Annotated in this window: 21 protein-coding genes; 16 read left to right on the forward strand and 5 right to left on the reverse strand. The window is 68.2% G+C overall.

Annotation, left to right across the window (positions count from 1 at the left end):
- Positions 1-46 precede the first annotated feature (46 nt).
- Entirely contained in the window at positions 47-526 is a 480-nt protein-coding gene (locus tag NHN26_RS09715) for an autoinducer binding domain-containing protein (RefSeq protein ID WP_253089284.1), read from the reverse strand.
- Between the two features lie 115 nt (positions 527-641).
- Between NHN26_RS09715 and NHN26_RS09720 the strand changes: the two genes are divergently transcribed.
- The 7 genes from NHN26_RS09720 (at position 642) to NHN26_RS09750 (ending at position 7,853) form a co-directional block, all read left to right on the forward strand.
- On the forward strand, positions 642-1,253 hold the full coding sequence (locus tag NHN26_RS09720) for a helix-turn-helix transcriptional regulator (RefSeq protein WP_253089285.1): 612 nt from the start codon (positions 642-644) through the stop codon (positions 1,251-1,253).
- 155 nt (positions 1,254-1,408) lie between these two features.
- Positions 1,409-2,905 carry a phosphomannomutase/phosphoglucomutase gene (locus tag NHN26_RS09725; protein ID WP_253089286.1) on the forward strand — a complete coding sequence of 499 codons (1,497 nt, stop codon included), beginning with the start codon at positions 1,409-1,411 and terminating at the stop codon, positions 2,903-2,905.
- A gap of 225 nt (positions 2,906-3,130) precedes the next feature.
- Entirely contained in the window at positions 3,131-3,442 is a 312-nt protein-coding gene (locus NHN26_RS09730; protein ID WP_253089287.1) for an H-NS histone family protein, read from the forward strand.
- A gap of 246 nt (positions 3,443-3,688) precedes the next feature.
- Positions 3,689-5,425, forward strand: a complete 1,737-nt coding sequence (locus NHN26_RS09735) for a hypothetical protein (RefSeq protein WP_253089288.1) — start codon at positions 3,689-3,691, stop codon at positions 5,423-5,425.
- A complete protein-coding gene (locus NHN26_RS09740) occupies positions 5,422-6,441 on the forward strand; it encodes a hypothetical protein (RefSeq protein WP_253089289.1) in 1,020 nt (339 codons plus the stop codon). The genes NHN26_RS09735 and NHN26_RS09740 overlap by 4 nt, the downstream gene beginning before the upstream one ends.
- A gap of 348 nt (positions 6,442-6,789) precedes the next feature.
- Complete coding sequence (trhA, locus tag NHN26_RS09745) at positions 6,790-7,437, forward strand: PAQR family membrane homeostasis protein TrhA (RefSeq protein WP_253089290.1); 648 nt, start codon at positions 6,790-6,792, stop codon at positions 7,435-7,437.
- A gap of 119 nt (positions 7,438-7,556) precedes the next feature.
- Entirely contained in the window at positions 7,557-7,853 is a 297-nt protein-coding gene (locus tag NHN26_RS09750; RefSeq protein WP_132694896.1) for a hypothetical protein, read from the forward strand.
- A 104-nt stretch (positions 7,854-7,957) separates the two neighbouring features.
- Here NHN26_RS09750 and NHN26_RS09755 read toward each other — a convergent pair whose 3' ends face one another.
- The gene (locus tag NHN26_RS09755) at positions 7,958-8,413 is read right to left on the reverse strand and encodes a low molecular weight protein-tyrosine-phosphatase (RefSeq protein WP_253089291.1); all 456 of its coding nucleotides are present in this window, start codon (positions 8,411-8,413) and stop codon (positions 7,958-7,960) included.
- Between the two features lie 41 nt (positions 8,414-8,454).
- On the opposite strand from NHN26_RS09755, the gene NHN26_RS09760 reads away from it, so the two are divergent.
- Positions 8,455-9,156 (forward strand): NAD-dependent deacylase, encoded by a 702-nt coding sequence (locus tag NHN26_RS09760; protein ID WP_253089292.1) that lies wholly within the window; start codon positions 8,455-8,457, stop codon positions 9,154-9,156.
- Here NHN26_RS09760 and NHN26_RS09765 read toward each other — a convergent pair.
- Complete coding sequence (locus NHN26_RS09765) at positions 9,150-9,674, reverse strand: CIA30 family protein (RefSeq protein WP_243642032.1); 525 nt, start codon at positions 9,672-9,674, stop codon at positions 9,150-9,152. The two genes, NHN26_RS09760 and NHN26_RS09765, sit on opposite strands and share 7 nt — an antisense overlap.
- Positions 9,671-10,228, reverse strand: coding sequence for a TlpA family protein disulfide reductase (locus NHN26_RS09770; RefSeq protein WP_253089293.1), 558 nt, complete (start codon positions 10,226-10,228; stop codon positions 9,671-9,673). Before NHN26_RS09770 ends, NHN26_RS09765 begins: the two co-directional genes overlap by 4 nt.
- Before the next feature lie 24 nt (positions 10,229-10,252).
- Between NHN26_RS09770 and argH the strand changes: the two genes are divergently transcribed.
- The 5 genes from argH (at position 10,253) to NHN26_RS09795 (ending at position 16,251) form a co-directional block, all read left to right on the forward strand.
- The gene (gene argH, locus NHN26_RS09775; protein WP_253089294.1) at positions 10,253-11,644 is read left to right on the forward strand and encodes an argininosuccinate lyase; all 1,392 of its coding nucleotides are present in this window, start codon (positions 10,253-10,255) and stop codon (positions 11,642-11,644) included.
- Entirely contained in the window at positions 11,641-11,913 is a 273-nt protein-coding gene (locus tag NHN26_RS09780; protein ID WP_253089295.1) for a hypothetical protein, read from the forward strand. The genes argH and NHN26_RS09780 overlap by 4 nt, the downstream gene beginning before the upstream one ends.
- A 123-nt stretch (positions 11,914-12,036) precedes the next feature.
- Positions 12,037-12,363, forward strand: coding sequence for a DUF2834 domain-containing protein (locus tag NHN26_RS09785; RefSeq protein WP_253089296.1), 327 nt, complete (start codon positions 12,037-12,039; stop codon positions 12,361-12,363).
- 7 nt (positions 12,364-12,370) lie between these two features.
- Entirely contained in the window at positions 12,371-13,636 is a 1,266-nt protein-coding gene (gene lysA, locus NHN26_RS09790) for a diaminopimelate decarboxylase (protein ID WP_253089297.1), read from the forward strand.
- 35 nt (positions 13,637-13,671) lie between these two features.
- Positions 13,672-16,251 (forward strand): TIGR02302 family protein, encoded by a 2,580-nt coding sequence (locus NHN26_RS09795; protein WP_253089298.1) that lies wholly within the window; start codon positions 13,672-13,674, stop codon positions 16,249-16,251.
- An 18-nt stretch (positions 16,252-16,269) separates the two neighbouring features.
- On the opposite strand, the gene NHN26_RS09800 is transcribed toward NHN26_RS09795, so the two are convergent.
- Positions 16,270-17,004, reverse strand: coding sequence for a zinc-ribbon domain-containing protein (locus tag NHN26_RS09800; RefSeq protein WP_253089299.1), 735 nt, complete (start codon positions 17,002-17,004; stop codon positions 16,270-16,272).
- Positions 17,005-17,167: 163 nt separating this feature from the next.
- On the opposite strand from NHN26_RS09800, the gene NHN26_RS09805 reads away from it, so the two are divergent.
- Genes NHN26_RS09805 through NHN26_RS09815 form a run of 3 tightly spaced genes read left to right on the forward strand, consistent with a single transcriptional unit; the run spans position 17,168 to position 19,480 of the window.
- Positions 17,168-17,845 (forward strand): cell division ATP-binding protein FtsE, encoded by a 678-nt coding sequence (locus NHN26_RS09805; RefSeq protein ID WP_253089300.1) that lies wholly within the window; start codon positions 17,168-17,170, stop codon positions 17,843-17,845.
- 5 nt (positions 17,846-17,850) lie between these two features.
- Entirely contained in the window at positions 17,851-18,744 is an 894-nt protein-coding gene (locus NHN26_RS09810) for a cell division protein FtsX (RefSeq protein ID WP_253089358.1), read from the forward strand.
- Between the two features lies 1 nt (position 18,745).
- On the forward strand, positions 18,746-19,480 hold the full coding sequence (locus NHN26_RS09815) for a lysophospholipid acyltransferase family protein (protein WP_253089301.1): 735 nt from the start codon (positions 18,746-18,748) through the stop codon (positions 19,478-19,480).

Consider the following 19,480-nt stretch of genomic DNA (forward strand, 5'->3'; position numbering starts at 1 on the left):
AGGGTCGTGACGTCCGCCGGGCCGCAGCAGCGATCCGGCGGACCGCTCAGCAGCAGGCGAAATCAAGCGCGCGCAGCGCCGTCACCTCCGGACAGTCGGGCGCATTCAGCCCCTCGGTGACCTCGTGCAGCGTCTCGACCAGGCATTTCAGTTGCCCGATCTCATCCTCGGTAAACGGACCGGACGAGCGCGTATGTCCCGTGATCGTGCGCGAATTGCTCGACCCGGTGGCAATCGTGACGCCGTTTCGCAACCCGTACTGGTGCGCCAGCGGAAGCACTCCCGCAGGATCTTGCAGCGTGGGGTCGTCCCACATCAGCACTCCGGTATTGGCGATCCCCCAGTGCACCACCGGATCCGAGATCAGCAGCCCGTTCTCGAAATAGAATTCTCTCCACGCCTGCGAATAGCTCTGATAAAGGAGGAGGGGGCGTGTATAGCGAATACGAATGGCCAGTGAGAAACCCGTATCGCAAAGCCCGTCCAGCGCGGTCAGAAGTTCCGCAACCTTGTTAACTCGATCCATGACCTCGGCGGCACCTCGCGTAAAAGTTGAGTGGCCTTCTGCGATGCCACCTGCTAGGACGGAGCATTACACATTCCGCCACGGAATTTGAACTACAGGACACGAAACGGCCCCGATGAGCCAGATCAAGCGTTATGCAGACCGCCTCGATGAACTTGCCCCAGCGGGATGCTATGTGGCGTTGCGGGTCGGGTTCTCCTATCCGGCAGAGGAACTGAACCGCCTGCCCGAGGCATGGGTCGAGCATTACACCGTCCAGGGCCTCGTCGTGCATGATCCGGTGTTGAAATGGGTCTATACCAATAGCGGCGTCACCTCCTGGGACCGGCTCGGGCTCGACGATCCCCGCGGCGTCCTGCGCGAGGCGCGCGGATACGGCCTGCATCACGGCGCGGTGGCCTGCGTGCTCTGCACCGAGGAAAAGGGGCGGCGCAGCTATGGCAGTTTCGCCCGTCCCGACCGGCCGTTCTCCGGCATCGAGATGCGCGAGCTTCTGTCCCTCCTGACACAGATGCACAGGTCCGGCACGCCGCCCCGGCGGCTGACGCGCGCCGAGACTGAGGCGTTGCGAATGCAGGCCAATGGAATGCGGCTGAAACAGATCTCGGCCGAACTCGACATCTCGATGAGCGCTGTCAAGGCGCGGCTGGCCAATGCCAAGCGCAAGCTCGGCGCACAAACCCCCTCGCAGGCTGCCTCGATCGCACGCAGCCGGGGCGTTCTGTAACACTCGGCTGACCACGATCCGGCACGCGGGTCGGACGACAGGTTCGCCCGGGTAGCGAGGTCCTTCACGACACCTGCCGCGTGCTTGCTCTGGGCAGAACCCGCTCCATCGGCTAGACCGGCTGCGCATTTCCACAGCGCGCCAGGGAGCCGCCGATGACCAGACCCCTTTCCGAGGTTCGTCCGAACACCTGGGATTTCCTGCGTGACCCGATGATCGCGCCCACGGGCTTTCGCGAATACGATGCGCGCTGGCGTTATCCGCAGGAAATCAACCTGCCCGGAATGACCGCCCTGGGGCTTGGCCTTGGCACCCAGATGATGCGCCGGGGCATCCGGCCAGAAATCGCGGTGGGCAATGATTACCGCGACTATTCGCTGGCGATCAAGCAGGCGCTGATTCTGGGGCTGGTGCAGGCGGGCATCACGGTGCGCGACATCGGCCCGGCGCTTTCGCCCATGGCCTATTTCAGCCAGTTCCATCTGGACGCGCCCGCCGTCGCGATGGTGACTGCCAGCCACAATCCGAATGGCTGGACCGGCGTCAAGATGGGGTTCGAACGGCCGCTGACCCATGGCCCCGAGGAAATGGCCGAGCTGCGCGATATCGTGCTTGGCGGGCTGGGCGAGGCCCGGCCCGGCGGCGGTTGGCGGCGCGAGGATGGCGTGCGCGAGGCCTATATCCATGACCTCGTCGCGGATTTCCGCATGTCGCGCCCGCTGAAGGTGGTCTGCGCCACCGGCAATGGAACCGCCTCCGATTTCGCGCCCGAGATCCTCGAAAGGATCGGCGTCGAGGTGGTGCCGCTGCATTGCGACCTAGATTACACCTTCCCCAATTACAACCCCAACCCCGAGGCCATGGAGATGCTGCACGACATGGCGCGGGCGGTTCGCGAAAGCAACGCGGACATGGCGCTGGGCTTCGATGGCGACGGCGACCGCTGCGGCGTGGTGGACGAAGAAGGCGAGGAGATCTTCGCCGACAAGATGGGCGTGATCCTGGCGCGCGACTATGCCAGATTGTATCCTGGTGCAAAATTCGTGGTCGATGTGAAATCGACCGGCCTTTACCACAGCGACCCGGAATTGCGGGCGCTGGGGGCCAGTACCGAATACTGGAAGACCGGCCACAGCCACATGAAGCGGCGGGTGCATGCCACCGGCGCGCTGGCGGGCTTCGAGAAATCGGGCCACTATTTCCTCGCCGCTCCCGTCGGGCGGGGCTATGATTGCGGGATGCGGGTCGCGGTCGAGATCTGCAAGCTGGTGGACCGCAATCCCGGCCGCTCGCTCTCGGACCTGCGCCGTTCATTGCCGCACACCTTTTCCTCGCCCACCATGTCGCCCTTTTGCGCCGATACCGAGAAATACGTCGTGCTCGACCGGGTGGTGGCGAAATTGCAGGCGTTGCAGGCGCGCGGCGGCGCGTTGGGTGGACGAACGATCTCCGATATCGTCACCGTCAATGGTGCGCGGGTGATACTGGAAAATGGCGGCTGGGGCCTGGTGCGTGCCTCGTCAAACACCCCCAACCTGGTGGTGGTCTGCGAAAGCCCTGACAGCGAAGCGGAACTTCGAGCGATCTTCGCCGATCTCGATGCGGTGATCCGAACAGAACCGGCGGTTGGCGCCTACGACCAGAGCCTCTGAGCGGATCGGGCAGCACCCCGCGCCTTTCCGCCGTTTTTCCGCTTTCGGCAATTCCTCGCCGATCGACGCCCCGTCGAGCCTTGCACGGCTTTTCCGTTGCAAGCGCCCTCGCCTTTTGTCACGAACCATGTCTAAAATGACAGGTGGATTTTCCCAAGTGCTGCGCCCAATGAATACGCAGGACACGGAAACCGGCAGAGAAACGCAATGCAGCAGGATACCTGAATGCCAAAGGAACTGGAAAAACTCTCGCTCGCCGAACTCAAGCAGCTCCGCAAGGAGGTGGATACGGCCATCGCGTCGTTCAACGATCGCGAAAAGGCGAAAGCCCGCGCAGCGCTGGAGGAAAAGGCCAAGGAGTTCGGTTTTTCACTGGATGAAATTTTCGGGAAAAAGACCCGACGCAACAAGACGGCCGCGAAATACCGCAATCCCGCCAATGGAGCGGAAACCTGGAGCGGGCGGGGACGACGCCCGAACTGGCTGGAAGAGGCGCTGAAGAAAGGCGCCCAGCTCGAAGACTTCCTGATCCGCTGAAACGCGACGCCGGGTGCCCCGCCTGCGGCGCCCGGCTCTCCGCGCAGGTCGTCGCCTCCCCCCGGGACTCGGCAATGTGGCTTGAATGGTCCCGCGCGCGAACGGACTTGTCTTGCGCCGTCACGTCTCGTCCGAATAGGCTGCGCTTGGGGGTGGAGAACCTGCTTCCGCAAGGCCGGGGGTTACACCATTTAAACATCTGTTCTGCACAGTCGGGCGGAAATGATTGCCGTCTTGTTCCATAGGTTGCGCGCCCTACTCCGCCTTGCGGGGGTCTTTCCGCTCGCGCTCTGGCCAGGCTTCGCCCCGGCAGAACCCGCTGGCCATCCGGGCGCCGTGACGCTCGCCCGGCAGAACGCCCTGGCAAACGAGGACCTCGCCCGCTCGGTGGTCGAGCTTCAGGTCTTTCGCAAACGGCAAGAGGCCCGCGCCGGCGATGGCACGCGGCTTGCCCTGACCGCGCTGAACCCCGGTGCGAACGGCTGGTTCCTGCTCGAGCTGTTTCGCCCCGGCAAGGGGCGCGAAACCTATCACATCGAGAACCCCGCACCGCTTGCCCGCCGGATCGCGCTGACCGGCGGTCCCGATCCCGCGCTTTCGTTTGGCGGGGAGGGGCTCTGCCGTCCCTGGGCAGATACCACACCCGAGCTTGAAGCCGCCCGCGCCACCGGCCTGCCCTTTGCACCGGTCTGCGGCGACCTGCTTTATCTGCGCAACCCGGTTGCGGGCAGCCGCACGAGCCTGGAGCGCACCGCCGAGTTCCTGCGCGACAAGGTCGCCTTCGGCGAAGGTCTCGTCGGCCTTGTGAAAAGCACGCTCTACAAGGATCGCTACCTTGAAAGCGGAGCGCTGGTGACCGATGCCGATCCCGGCCGCGCGGCGGCAGCGTTGGGGCGCGCGCGGTTGGCCGATCATCCGGTGATGTATACCACGATGACCTTCGATCTGGTCGGCGCCAGCCCCACGCGGATGGAGATGGGCGCCTGGTACGCGCTCGACGGTGCCCCCGGCATCTATGCCTCGGCGTTGCAACCGCGGATGATCGCGCCCGCCATCCTGCGCGGCGATCAGCGCGCCAATCCGCTCGATCCGGTCGAGGCAAAGGCCGATGTCTATCTGGTGGGCTTCGATCTGTCGCTCTTCGATCTGGGCTACGAGACCGGCACCGAACATCCCCGGCTCGACTGGTCGCCCCGCCCGCCCGAGGCCGCGCGCAACCGCGCGCTGCCCGGCCCCGACGGCTTTGCCCGCCCCGATCCGCTGGTGCCCACCGGCATGCTGTCCCCGGCCGAGGCGCGCCGCGTCGCCGCCACCTTTACCGGCGGCTTCAAGCGCGAGCATGGCGCCTTTCGCTCGGGGCCGCTGGCCACCACGAACCACGGCCACCATTACGGCTTCGTCGTCCACGGCACGGTGCTCAGCCGGTTGCAGCCCGGGCTGGCCACGCTTTACGTGCTGACCGATGGCCGGGTCGGGATGCGCACATGGGACAGCGCGGACGCCCCGCCGCTGCGCGAGATCCGCTTTGCCCGACAGAACGGCGTCGCGCTGGTCGAGCCTGACCCCGCGACCGGCCAGCCCGTTCCCGGTGCAATGGTGCGCCAATGGCTGCCGGGCAACTGGTCGGGCTCGGACAAGGCCGAACTCAGGACGCTGCGTGCGGGCGCCTGCCTGCGGCCCGGACCGAACGGGCCGTTCCTGGTCTATGCCTGGTTCTCGACGGCGACGCCTTCCGCCATGGCGCGGGTGTTTCAGGCCTATGGCTGCGATTACGCGATGCTTCTGGACATGAACGCGATGGAACACACCTACATGGCGGCCTATGCCGCGGACCCCGGCGGCGGCATCGCACTGCGCCATCTTGTCGCGGGCATGGCCCAGATCGACGCGCGCGCTGCCGATGGCAGCCGGGTGCCGCGCTTTGTCGGTTCTGCCGACAATCGCGACTTCTTCTATCTGCTGCGCAAGGGGGCCGCGAAATGAGATGCCTTGCGATCGTTCTTGCCTGCCTTGTCTGGGCTGTTCCGGCTGCCGCGCAGACGCTGGCCGAGAACAACGCGCGCCTGTTCGACGAGATCGCCGAGGCGCGCGGAGTCAGCCCGGCGCAGCTTGACCGGATCCGGGCGATCTTTGCGGCCTCGCCCGTGCTGGGCCAAGGCAACCCCGCCATCACCCGCCACGCGATGACCCGCGCGGAATGCAACGCCCGCGCGGGCGGCAATGCGCTGGCTGCCCATGTCAACCGCCGCTTCGAACGGATCTGCGGCGCGAAATTCATGGCGCCGCTCTACGACCCCGCCACGCAGCGCCCCGAGGATGCGACCGCCTGCATCGACCAGTTCGAATATCCCAACATCCCCTGCGCCCATCCCGTAGTCTGGGTCAAGGCGCGCGAAGCCGCCCTGATCTGCGCCGCCGAGGGCAAGCGGCTGTGCGATGCGCATGAATGGGAAGGCGCCTGCCAGGGCGCACTCACGCCGCCCGATTACCGCTTCGACCTTGCGCGCGGACTGTCAGCCTCGGCGGCGGTGAACCGGATGCGCGCGGCCCATAACGCGAAACACGAAGGCACGGCCCGCTGGAGCTATGGCCCCGCCTTCCAGACCGGCACCTGCGCCCAGAACAGCGAGAAAAGCCCGACCTGTCCCGGCGGCGGTTGGAAGAATTGCGGCTCGAACACCTATCCGGCGGGCAGTTTCGCGGGCTGCGCCAGCCCGCTCAAGGTCTATGACCTGAACGGCAACGCGGCCGAGCACATGAATCTGCCGCTGGCCCCCGACCAGATGGCCAGCGCGGGCAGCACCACGCTGGGCGTGACCGAGATGAAGGGATCTTGGTTCATCTGGGACAAGTACCGCGCCCATCCCGACTGGTGCCGCTGGCGCGCGCCCTACTGGCATGGCGACCGGGTGATGAGCCCGAGAAGCCACGAGAACTACCATCTGGGCTTCCGCTGCTGCAAGACATCCGGTCAGACGCCCGGCTCGCAAGAATTTTAGGTGGCCCCATTTGGCGGGTGCCGCGATCAGGGACGCGCGTTCACTGAACGACCATCCCTTGAGCGGCACGTTTCATCAGGCGTTCGCGCTGAAGAGCGGTTCGATACGGGTCGATCGACGCTGTCGGATGCGATGCAGTCCTGCAGCATTGCACTTGGTCGGACAACGGGCACTCCGGTATCCGCGACGGGCCCCGCCCGGGAAGGAAAGGGGCACGCATCCTGCGCTTGTGGCGGACGATCTGGTCACGAGGTTGAAACGCTTTGCCCATATGCGTGATTTTGACGCAGGCGGGGCGGCGTGGTAGGCTCGCCCGCGGATGGGCAACGATTTTACGTGGGGGTTGGCATGAGTGAGCGATATCCGTCCTATTCGCGGGCCGAGCGGATCTCGGACGCGGTGGTGCATGTCACGGGGCTGGCCGCGGTGGCGGTGGGGGTTCCGGTGCTGGTGGTGCTGGCCATCGTCTTTCGCGGCGATGGGGCGGCGATCCTGGGGATCACGGTCTATGGCGCCGCGCTGTTCGCGATGATCGGGTTCTCGGCGCTCTATCACATGGTCCAGCACCCGGACTGGACGCCGATCCTGCGGCGGCTGGATCATTCGGCCATCTACTGGAAGATCGCGGGCACCTACACGCCCTTCACGCTGCTCTCGGGCGGGCATGGGGCGGGGCTACTGGCCGGGCTCTGGGCCGCGGCTGCGGCTGGCACGGGGCTGCGGGTGCTGGCCCCCTACAGGTTCCGCGCGGTGAACCTGGCGCTCTATCCGGCGATGGGCTGGGCGGGGGCCGTGGCGGGCTGGGGGCTGTTCGCGACGCTGTCGCCGGTGGTGATGGGGCTGATCGTGGCGGGGGGCGTGCTGTATACGGTGGGGATGGTGTTCTACCTGTGGGAGCGGCTGCCCTATCACAACACGATCTGGCATGTCTTCGTGCTGGTCGCCTCGGTGCTGTTCTTCGCGGCGGTGGCGACGCATGTGATCGACACGGCCTGAACGGCGCGAGCGATTGAATTTTGCGCTTTCCCGGCCTATGATGGGGCCTGGTTTCCGGGTCCGGACAGAGGGTGCGTCAGACGCCCGTAGCGGCCCCCAGCAAGGAACGAGGCAGTCAGATGAGAGCATTTGCGCTTGCGGCGGCGGTCGCCGTATCGTCCACCCCTGCCCTAGCGGGTCCGATCGAGCGGGCCTGTCTGGGATCCGACCGTCCCGGCGTGTCGCGCGGGGTCTGCGGCTGCATCCAGCAGGCCGCCGACATCACGCTGAGTGCCGGCGACCAGCGCGAGGCGGCGAAGTTCTTCCGCGACCCGCACCAGGCCCAGGTCGTGCGCCAGTCGAAACGCGACCGGGATTCGGCCTTCTGGCAGCGCTACAAGCGGTTCGGCGAGATGGCGGCGGCCTATTGCGGCTGAGCCCGTCCGTCCGGCAGAGCGCCTGCGGCGCAGGCCCTTGATTGGCGGCCCGTTCCGGGCCGCCGTTTCGGGTGTTTTCGCCAAGAAGAAGCAGAGGGCGCGGGTCAGCGGCGGGCGATCTCGGCCAGAAGCCCCCGCGCGGCGTCCTCGACCAGATCCAGCACCAGGTCGAAGCCGCCCTCGTAATAGGGGTCGGGCACCTCGTCGCGGGGGCTGTCGGCATAGTCGAGGAACAGCCGGACGGGGGTGGCGTTGCCTGCCGGGCGGATCCGTTCCAGATCGGCGAGGTTGCTGCGGTCCATCGCGAGGATCAGGTCGAAACCGTCGAAATCTGAAGCGCGCACCTGCCGGGCGCGCAGCCGCGAAAGGTCGTAGCCGCGCCGTGCCGCCTCGCGCGTGGCGCGGGGATCGGGCGGATCGCCCGCATGCCAGCCCCCGGTTCCGGCGCTGTCGATCTGGACCGGCAGGCGGGCGGCCTCGGCCATCTGCGCGACGACCCCGTGGGCGGTGGGCGAGCGGCAGATATTGCCGAGGCAGACGAACAGGATGCGGGTGGTCATGGGCCTCTCCTTTCGGCATTGTGATAGCGGAGGGGCGGGCGATGACCAAGATCGTGATTCTGACCGGGGCGGGAATTTCGGCCGAAAGCGGGCTGGGCACGTTCCGCGACAAGGACGGTATCTGGACGCGCTACGATCTGGCCGAGGTGGCGACCCCCGAGGGCTTTGCCCGCGACCCCGCATTGGTGCACGAATTCTACAATGCGCGGCGCCGCAATGCCGCCGAGGCGATCCCGAACGCCGCCCATGCGGCGCTGGCGCGGCTGGAACAGGCCTTGCCGGGCGAGGTGCGGATCGTCACCCAGAATATCGACGATCTGCATGAGCGCGCGGGCAGCCGGGCGGTCTGGCACATGCACGGGCAGATCACCCGCGCCCGTTGTGCCGTCTGCGGCGAGACCTGGACCGCGCCGATGGCAATGCGCGCGGACGATCCCTGCCCGTCCTGTGCCGCCCCGGCGACGCGGCCCGATATCGTGTGGTTCGGCGAGTTTCCCTATCACATGGAGGCGATCTGGGACGCGCTGCGCGCGGCCGAGCTGTTCGTGGCGATCGGCACCTCGGGCAGCGTCTATCCGGCCGCCGCCTTCGTGCAGGATGCGGCGCGGGCGGGCGCGCGGACGCTGGAGCTGAACCTGGAGCCGTCCGAGACCGTGGGCGATTTCGCCGAGGCCCGGCATGGTCCGGCCAGCGAGATCGTGCCCGCCTGGGTCGAGGAAATCCTGCGCAGGCGGGGTCAGTAGAATCCGACCCCGGCCAGCGCGATATCGGCCCGCTGCTCGCGGCCATAGGCGGCGATGCCGAGGCTGTCGACCGCGTCGGGGCGCAGGCGTGCGGCGGCCCCGCCCCGGGGTTGAAAATCGCGCAGCGGGATGCGGATCTCGCGCCAGTCGGGGGTGGTGTCGAACCCGGCCTGATGGAATTGCCAGGGTCGCGTGGCGGCGCTGCGCAGATGGACGAAATAGCGCTGCCCGTCGCCGCGCACGCTGAGCACGATGCCCTGCGCATCGGGCGGCAGCCGCACCGCCCGTCGCATCTGGACGAAGCCGCCGCGATTGGCGGTGCTGACCATGCCGGTCAGGTGCAGGAAGCCCCTGCCCTGTTCCTCGGCATAGGCGGCGGCGCCGGTCGAGACGCCGCCCATCACCCGGTCGGACAGGAAGGACCAGGCGCGCGCGGTTTCGGGGGTGATGGGCTCGATCATCTCAGCCGAAACCGGGGCGGCCAGCACAAGGGCAAGGGCCAGCCATGGCCGGATCATCCCCCATTCATCAGCGCGGCGACGATGGCCCTGGCGCTGTCGCTGTCCCATTCGGCATCGCCCTGCATCCGGGCAATCTCCTGGCCCTCGGGGTTCAGGATCACGGTCACGGGCAGGCCCATCACCCCCATCTGCCGGGCCAGCCCCGAATCCGGGTCGCGCCATTTCGGCAGGGTGGCGATGGACAGATCCGAGAACAGCCGGTCGATGCCCTGGGGCGAATTGCGCCCGGTCGCCACCGTGACCACCGCAAAGCCCGCGCCGCCGAATTCGGCATTCAGCCGGTCGAGCGCGGGCATTTCATGGCGGCAGGGCGGGCACCAGGTGGCCCAGAAATTCAGCACCACCCAGCGGCCGAGATGTTCGTCCAGCGCGCGGGGCGCCTCGGCCTCGTCGATCAGGGCGATTTCGGGCACGGGTTTCGGCGCGGCATGGAAGACGAGCTTCTTCATGTCGCCCTCGCGCAGCCCGTTCAGCGCGGCGGGATCGGCGGCGGCGGCATTTGCACCCAGCGCAAGGGCCGTGTAGAGGACGAGCGACCTGACGAACGACATTTTTCCCTCCGAAGGGCCGTGACGATGACCAACGACCAGTCCAACGCGATGTGGGGCGGGCGGTTCGCCGCCGGGCCGGACGCGATCATGGAGGCGATCAATGCCTCGATCTCGTTCGACCAGCGGCTGGCGGCCCAGGACATCGCCGGTTCCCGCGCCCATGCCGCCATGCTGGCGGCGACGGGCATCCTAAGCGATACGGATTCGCAGGCGATCCGGGAAGGGCTGCTCACGGTCTTGTCAGAGATCGAGGGCGGGCGCTTCGCGTTTTCCACCGCGCTGGAAGACATTCACATGAATGTCGAGGCGCGGCTGAAGGAGGTGATCGGCGAACCGGCGGGGCGGCTGCACACGGCGCGGTCGCGCAATGACCAGGTGGCGACCGATTTCCGGCTCTGGGTGCGCGACCAGATCGACGCGGCACTGGCGGGGCTTGAGGCGCTGATCCGGGCGCTGCTGGCCCAGGCCGAGGCGGGCGCGGACTGGGTGATGCCGGGCTTCACGCATCTGCAAACGGCGCAGCCGGTGACCTGGGGCCATCACATGATGGCCTATGTCGAGATGTTCGCCCGCGACATGGGCCGGTTTGCCGATGCCCGCGCGCGGATGAACGAATGTCCCCTTGGTGCGGCGGCGCTGGCGGGCACGTCCTTTCCCATCGACCGGCAGATGACGGCGGCGGCGCTGGGCTTCGACCGGCCGATGGCCAATTCGCTGGATGCGGTCAGCGACCGCGATTTCGCGCTGGAATTCCTGGGCGCCGCGTCCATCTGCGCGATGCACCTGAGCCGGTTCGCCGAGGAACTGGTGATCTGGTCCTCGGCGCAGTTCCGGTTCGTGGTGCTGTCGGACCGGTTCTCGACCGGCTCCTCGATCATGCCGCAGAAGAAGAACCCCGATGCCGCCGAACTGATCCGGGCCAAGATCGGGCGGATCATGGGGGCGAATGTCGCGCTGATGATGGTGATGAAGGGGCTGCCCTTGGCCTATTCCAAGGACATGCAGGAAGACAAGGAACAGGTCTTCGACGCTGCCGACAACCTGATGCTGGCGCTGGCCGCGATGGAGGGCATGGTGCGCGACATGACCGCGAACCGCCCCGCGCTGGAGGCGGCGGCGGCCAGCGGCTTTTCCACCGCGACCGATCTGGCCGACTGGCTGGTGCGGGCGCTGGGCCTGCCCTTCCGCGAGGCGCATCATGTGACGGGCACGCTGGTCGCATTGGCCGAGCGCAAGGGCTGCGACTTGCCCGAATTGACGCTTTCGGACATGCAGGGCGTGCATCCGGGCATAAGGGCCGAGGTATTCGACGTTCTGGGCGTGCACAATTCGGTCGCGAGTCGGGTAAGCTATGGCGGCACGGCACCCGATCAGGTGCGGGCACAGGTGGCGCGCTGGAAGGAACGGCTGGGATGACGCGGCTTGCCGCCCTCGGCTTGCTTGCACTGGCGGGCTGCGCCGCACCCTCGGGGCAGGTTGCGGTCACGCCGGACGGGCAGGCATCGGGGCGGGTGGCCAGCGGGCCAGTGACGGTCTCGGGCGGCCCCGGGGCCTCGGTCCGGGTGGTGCAGACGGGGACAAGTGCGGTGCGGGTGGGCACGGATGGCGCGGCGGTGTCGGTGCGGCCCGCCGGATTGCCGGTGCGGATCGGCGCGGGGACTGGAGGGGTGAGCCTTGGCTTCTAGATGGATATGGGCCGCCGTGCTGGTGCTGGCCGGTTGCGGGGTCGACGGACCGCCGGAACCGCCAGATAGCGGCGTGACGGTCGGCGGCACGGTCGAATTTGGCGTTACGGGAGGAAACCGGCCATGACGCCCCTGCGGATGATCTTTCTGGCGCTTGCGATCTGGGGCGCCATTCACCCGATGTATTATTTCCTGAGCTGGTATTTCGCCAACGGCCAGGATTTCCTGGGCATGATCGACGCCTGGTATGTCAATGACAGCACCACGGGTCTGGTCTGGGATCTGACGATCGCCGCCATCGCGCTGGCGATCTGGATCGTCGCCGACAGCATCGCGCGCCGCGACTGGCTGGGGCCGGTGGCGGTGCTGGCCATCGGCATCGGTGTGTCCTGCGCGCTGCCGCTTTACCTGTTCCTGCGCTCGCGCCCGCGCGACGCCAAGACGGCCTGAGCCCGGAATGGATCATTTCCTCTATCGCGACGGCGTGCTGCATGCCGAGGACGTCCCCCTGCCCGAGATCGCGGCGCAGGTCGGAACGCCGTTCTACTGCTATTCGGTCGCCACGCTGACCCGGCATTTCCGCCTGTTCCAGGAGGCGCTGGCGGGCATGGATCACCTGATCTGCTATGCGGTAAAGGCCAATTCCAATCAGGCCGTGCTGAAGCTGATGGGCGATCTGGGGGCGGGCGTCGATGTCGTCTCGGGCGGGGAATACCGCCGCGCACGGGCGGCGGGCATTCCGGGCGACCGGATCGTGTTCTCGGGCGTCGGCAAGACGCGCGAGGAGATGCGGCTGGCGCTGGAGGGCGGCATCCGGCAGTTCAACGTCGAATCCGAACCCGAGATGGCGGCGCTGAACGAGGTGGCGCTGGGCCTGGGCGTCGTGGCCCCCATCGCGGTGCGGGTGAATCCCGACGTCGATGCCCAGACGCATGAGAAGATCGCGACCGGCAAGGCCGAGAACAAGTTCGGCATCCCGATCGCCAGGGCGCGCGCCGTCTATGCCCATGCCGCCAGCCTGCCGGGGCTGCAGGTGGTCGGCATCGACGTGCATATCGGCAGCCAGTTGACCGCGCTCGAACCCTTCGAGGCGGCCTATGCCAAGATCGCCGACCTGACCCGCGCGCTGCGGGAGGACGGGCACGAGATCATCCGGCTGGATCTGGGCGGGGGGCTTGGCATCCCCTATGAACGCTCGAACGCCGCGCCCCCCCTGCCGCTGGAATATGGCGCGATGATCCGGCGTGTGGTCGGCGATCTGGGCTGCGAGATCGAGATCGAGCCGGGCCGCCTGATCGCGGGCAATGCCGGGATCCTGGTCGCGCAGGCGATCTATGTGAAGGAGGGCGAGGGGCGGAATTTCCTGATCCTCGATGCCGCGATGAACGACCTGGTGCGGCCCGCGATGTATTCGGCCCATCACGACATCGTGCCGGTGATCGAACCTGCGCCCGGCGCCGAACAGGCGCCCATCGACATCGTGGGGCCGGTCTGCGAGACGGGCGATACCTTTGCGAAAAGCCGGATGATGCCGCCCGTTGCCCCCGGCGATCTGGTCGCCTTTCGCTCGGCGGGCGCCTATGGCGCGGTGATGGCCTCGGAATACAACACCCGCCCGCTGGTGCCCGAAGTGCTGGTCATGGGGGATCACTTGGCCGTCATTCGGAACAGGCCATCCTTTGACGAGATCATAAACCGAGATACCATCCCCGAGTGGCTTTGACCGGCAACCCCGCCGGGATGCCGCGGGATGGGAGCATGACCGAGCCGAAAACGCCCCAAGGCGATGCCCTGAACGCGCTGCGCTGGCCGCTGCGTCTGACGCGGGCGGGCATGGTGGCCGAACGGCTGACCCGAGCCTTCTGGCCGCTCGCGAGCCTTTTGCTGGCGCTGGCGGCGGTGCTGTCCTTCGGCCTGCACGACATGGTCTCGCGCGGCTGGGCGCTGGTCGTGCTGGCGCTGGCGGCTGTCGCGATGGTGGTGGCCTTCGGCCTTGGTGTGCGCAGCTTTCGCTGGCCCTCGCGCGCCGAGGCGCTGGACCGGCTGGACCGCACATTGCCGGGCCGCCCGATCACGGCGCTGCGCGACCATCAGGCGGTGGGCGCGGGCGATGCGGCCTCCGAAGCCGTCTGGCGCGCCCATGTCGCGCGCATGGCAGACCGCGCGCGGGCGGCGCGGGCGGTTTCACCCGACCTTCGCGTGGCATCGCGCGATCCCTATGCGCTGCGCTATGTGGCGCTGACGGCGTTTGTGGTGGCGCTGGCCTTCGGCTCGCTCTGGCGGGTGGCAAGCGTGGGCGATCTGGCCAGCGATGGCGGCGCGGCATTGGCGGCCGGGCCGACCTGGGAAGGCTGGATCGAACCGCCCGCCCATACCGCCAAGCCCAGCCTTTACCTGAACGAGATCCGCGCCGAGACGCTGAGCGTGCCGCATGGCAGCCGAGTGATGCTGCGGCTTTATGGCGAGGTCGGCGCGCTGACGCTGCGCGAAACCGTCTCGGCCCGGCCGGTCGAGGGCAGCGCGCCCCAGGGCGCGGATGCGATGGCGCAAAGCTTCGAGATGGTCCGCCCCGGCGAGGTCGCGATCGAGGGGCCGGGCGGGCGAAGCTGGCAGATCGTGCTGACCCCCGACACCCCCCCCGCGATCGAGGCGGACGGCCCGCCCGAGGTGCAGGCCAACGGGCAGATGGCGCAGGGTTTCACGGCGCGCGACGATTACGGCGTGGTGGCGGGACGCGCGGTGGTGAGGCTGGATGCGGGGGCCGTGGACCGCCGCTATGGCCTGCTGCCCGAGCCCGACCCGCGCGAACCGCTGGTGCTGGATCTGCCGATGACGATCACCGGCGACCGGCGCGACTTTTCCGAAACGCTGATCGAGAACCTGTCGCAGCACCCCTGGGCCGGGCTGCCGGTTCAGATGGTGCTGATCGCGCAGGATGCGCTGGGTCAGGAAGGAACCAGCCCGCCCGTGGCGATGATGCTGCCCGGGCGGCGCTTCTTCGATCCGCTGGCGCGCGCGGTGGTGGAACAGCGGCGCGACCTGCTCTGGACGCGCACGAATGGCGCACAGGTGGCGCGGATGCTGCGCGCGGTCAGCCATGAACCGGACGGGCTGTTTCGCACCGAACGGGCCTATCTGATGCTGCGCGTGGCGATAAGGCGACTGGAGGCCGGGGTTGCCGCCGGTCTGAGTGCCGAGATCCAGGACGAGATCGCCGCCGCGCTGTGGGATATCGCCGTGCTGATCGAGGAGGGCGACCTGTCGGATGCGGCCGAACGGCTGCGCCGGGCGCAGGAACGCCTGTCCGAGGCGATGCGCGAGGGCGCGAGCAACGAGGAAATCGCCGAACTGATGCGCGAATTGCGCGAGGCGATGCAGGATTACATGCGCCAGCTTGCCCAGCAGCAATCCCAGGACGGCCAGCAACAGGCGCAGAACCAGCAGGACATGCAGGAGATCACCGGCGACCAGTTGGAACAGATGCTGGAGCGGTTGCAGCAACTGATGGAAGAAGGCCGGATGGACGAGGCGCAGCAGCTTCTGGAAATGCTGCGCCAGATGATGGAGAACATGCAGATCACCCAAGGTCAGGGCGGCCAGCAAAGCCCCGGCCAGCAGGCGATGGAGGGTCTGGCCGAGACCCTGCGCCAGCAACAGGGCCTGAGCGACGAGTCGTTCCGGGGGCTTCAGGACCAGTTCAACCCCGGCCAGCAGGGTCAGCAGGGCGACGGCCAGCAGGGGCAGGGGCAGGACGGCCAGGGGCAGCAATTCGGCGAGGGTCAGGGGCAAGGCCAGGGTCAGGGCCAGCAGCCCGGCGCAGGCGGGGACGGGGGCGATCTGGGCCAGCAGCTTGCCGACCGCCAGCGCGCGCTGCAACGCGAACTGGACCGCCAGCGCGAGGGGTTGCCGGGCTTGGGCGGCTCGCCCGAGGGCGAGGCGGCGCGCGAGGCGCTGGACCGCGCAGGCCGGGCGATGGGCGAGGCCGAGGATGCGCTGCGCGGCGACGATCTGGCCGGCGCGCTGGACAGCCAGGCCGAGGCGATGGAGGCGCTGCGCGAGGGCATGCGCAATCTGGGCGAGGCGCTGGCGCAGAACCAGCAGCCGGGCCAGCAGGGCGAGGGAATGGGCCAGGCGCAGGCCGGTGGCGACCGCCGCGACCCGCTGGGCCGCGACCAGAGCACGATGGGCCGGGTCGGCACGGAACAGGAGATGCTGCGCGGCGAGGATGTGCAGGGGCGCGCGCGGGAATTGCTGGACGAGATCCGCCGCCGCTCGGGCGAACAGGAACGGCCCGAGATCGAACTGGACTATCTGCGGCGGCTGCTGGACCGGTTCTGATTCCGCCCGGTCGCGGCGTCAGCCATCTACCGATCGCGGTAGCAGGGCACGCAGCCAGAGCCGAAGACCGTCGATGGCCCCCACATAGCCTGCCATCGGCGCGTCCAGCGCGGGATGCAGTTCGGCGATCTGGGGCGCCAGGAGATAGGCCCCCACCGCCAGCGCCGCGACCAGCACGACAAGCGCAAAGCCCAGCCGGAATCCGCTGCGCCGGGCGGTCTCCTCGGCCTCGGCGGTGATGATGCTGTCGGCGCCACGGTCGGAACTGGCGTCGAGACTGGCATTGATCTCGGCCAGATCGGGCAACTGGTCGCGGCGGGTTGCGGGTTCGGGTTCCGGCGTGGGCCGGGCGGGGGCGGCGGGTTCTGCAACGGGCGAGGGGCTGCGCGGCGGGGCGCTGTCGAGGCCCAGATCGGGCTGGGCGGCGAAGGTGTCGGCCGCGGCCTCCTGCGCGCGCGCGCGCTGTTCGCGCGCGGCCTCTTCCTGCAGGATGTCGAGCACCGAGGCGTCCAGCGCGCGGCGCGCGGCGGAAGCCGGGGCCGGTTCGGACTCGGGCAGCGGCGGCGGGGCCGTGGTCTCGCCATGCCAGCCGATATCCTCGGCCTCGGGCACGCGCCTTGCGGCATCCGCTCCGGCCGGACGCTGGAACCAGGTATGGCCGCAATTCGAGCATTGCACATCGCGCCCCTCGTCGGGGATCACGGCGGCATCGACCTCGTACTGGGCGTTGCAGTTCGGGCAAATCAGTCGCATTCCGCACCCTGCCTCGACCCGTCCATGGGACGGACCCTGCCTGTCGTTTTGCGGCATGTTGTATCAGCCCCGGTGGAAATTCAAAGCCTTTGCGGGCACAGGCGATTGAAACCGGGCCGGGGCTCGGGCAATAGGGTGGCCGGATGAGCGGCGGAGCGGACCCGTGATCGAGCTGGAAGACGTGTCCCACAGCTATTGCGGAGCCCAGCTCCTGTCGGGCATATCGCTGCGGTTGCAGCCCGGATCCTTCCATTTCCTGACCGGCCCCTCGGGCGCGGGCAAGACGACGCTGCTGAAACTGTGCTATGCCGAATTGCGGCCCACACGCGGAAGGGTGCGCCTTTTTGGCGCAGAGCTCGCCGGGATGGACCGCGACGCGGTGGCGCGCACGCGGCGCCGGATCGGGGTGGTGCATCAGGATTGCCAGTTTCTGGACCACCTGCCGCTGGCCGAGAATGTCAGCCTGCCGTTGCTGGTGGCCGGGCGCGACGTGGCGGCCGAGGCGGAGAACCTGCGCGAATTGCTGGCCTGGGTCGGCCTGCAGGCGCAGACCGACGCGCTGCCGCCGCAACTCTCGGGTGGCGAGCGTCAGCGCGCGGCGCTTGCCCGCGCGGTCATCATGGATCCCGACGTGATCCTGGCCGACGAGCCAACCGGCAATGTCGACTGGGAAATGTCCTTGCGCATCCTGCAATTGCTGGTCGAACTGAACCGCATGGGCAAGGCGATCCTGGTGGCGACGCATGATCTGAACCTGATCCGCGCGGCCAAGGCGCAGGTCGCGGCGCGCGTGTTGCGGATCAAGGAGCAGCAATTGCAGCAGGCGGGGGCGGAACTGTGAGGCGGCTGGCCCCACTGGCCGCGCTGCTGGCCGGCGACGCGCGCGCCGACCGGGTGGTGCCGCCTTCGGGCTTCACCGCACAACTGACCCGCTTCACGGCCGGGGCCATGGCCTTCCTGACCGTTTTTGCGCTGGCATTGTCGCTGGCGGCGGGACGTCTGGCGGACCATTGGGACGAGGCGCTGGCACGCACGGCGACCGTGCGGCTGTCCGCAGCCGAGGGCCAGATGGCCGCCCAGACCGAGGCCATACTGGAGGTGCTGCGCACCACGCCAGGTGTCGCCGCAGCCCGGGCGATCACCGACGAGGAACAGCGCGCCCTGCTGGAGCCCTGGTTCGGCCCCGACCTGCCGGTGGATACCCTGCCCCTGCCCCGGCTGATCGAGGTGACCGAGACCGAGGCGGGCATGGATGCGGAGGCGCTGCGGTTCCGGCTGGCGGGCGAGGCGCCGGGTGCGGTGCTGGACGATCACAGCCGCTGGCGGCGCCCGCTGATCGAGGCGGCGGGGCGGCTGCGGCTCCTGGGCTGGCTGGCGATCGGACTGATCGGGGCGGCGATGGCGGCGATGATCGCGCTGTCTGCCCATGCCGCCCTCGCCGCCAATGCCCGGGTGATCGCGGTGCTGCGGCTGGTGGGTGCCCGTGACGCCTTCATCGCGCGCGCCTTCGTACGCCGCTTCACCCGCCGGGCGCTGGAGGGGGCCGCCGCCGGAATGGCGCTGGGGATGCTCGCGGTGGCGCTGCTGCCGCGGGCCGATGCGGCGGCGGGGGTGCTGGCGGGTCTCGGCTTCCGCGGCACCGACTGGCTGGTGCCGCTGCTTTTGCCGCCCATCTCCGCCGCCGTGGCCCTCGCCGCCACGCGCATAACGGCGATGCGGGTTCTGAAAGGGATCACCTAGGATGCGCCATTCCGTGCAATATCTGCGCTCGCTGGTCTTTGTCGGGCAGATGTATCTGGCGATGCCGGTATTTGGGCTGATCTACATGTTGCCAACGCTGGTCTCGCGCAGATTTGCCTTTCACGCGATCCACCATTATGCCCGCTGGGTGCGCTGGACCGCGCGCTGGATGGTCGGCCTGCGGTCCGAGGTGCGCGGCAAGGTGCCGGTGGACGAGGTGCTGATCGCCTCCAAGCACCAGTCGTTTTTCGACATCCTGCTGCTGGTCAGCGCGGTGCCGCGGCCGCGCTTCATCATGAAGCAATCGCTGAAATGGGCGCCGATCCTGGGATGGTACGCGATGCGCATCGGCTGCGTGCCGGTCGACCGGGGCAAGCGCGGCCAGGCGATCGCCCAGATGGTCGAGGCTGTGGCGAACGGGCGGCACGCGCCCGGCCAGCTCATCATCTATCCGCAGGGCACCCGGGTCGCGCCGGGCGTGAATCGCCCCTACAAGGTGGGGGCCGGAGTGCTGTATCAGCAGTTCGGCCATGATTGCGTGCCCGCCGCGACGAATGTCGGCGTGTTCTGGCCGCGCACCGGCATCTACCGCAAGCCCGGCCTGGCCGTGGTTGAGTTCCTGCCGCGGATCCCGGCGGGCAAGCCGGTGGATATCTTCATGGCCGAGTTGCAGAGCTCGGTCGAGACCGCCTCGGACCGACTGATGCACGAGGCGGGGTTCCGACCGGAGGACTGA

The sequence above is a fragment of the Rhodovulum tesquicola genome (assembly GCF_024128855.1).
GTDB lineage: Bacteria > Pseudomonadota > Alphaproteobacteria > Rhodobacterales > Rhodobacteraceae > Rhodovulum > Rhodovulum tesquicola.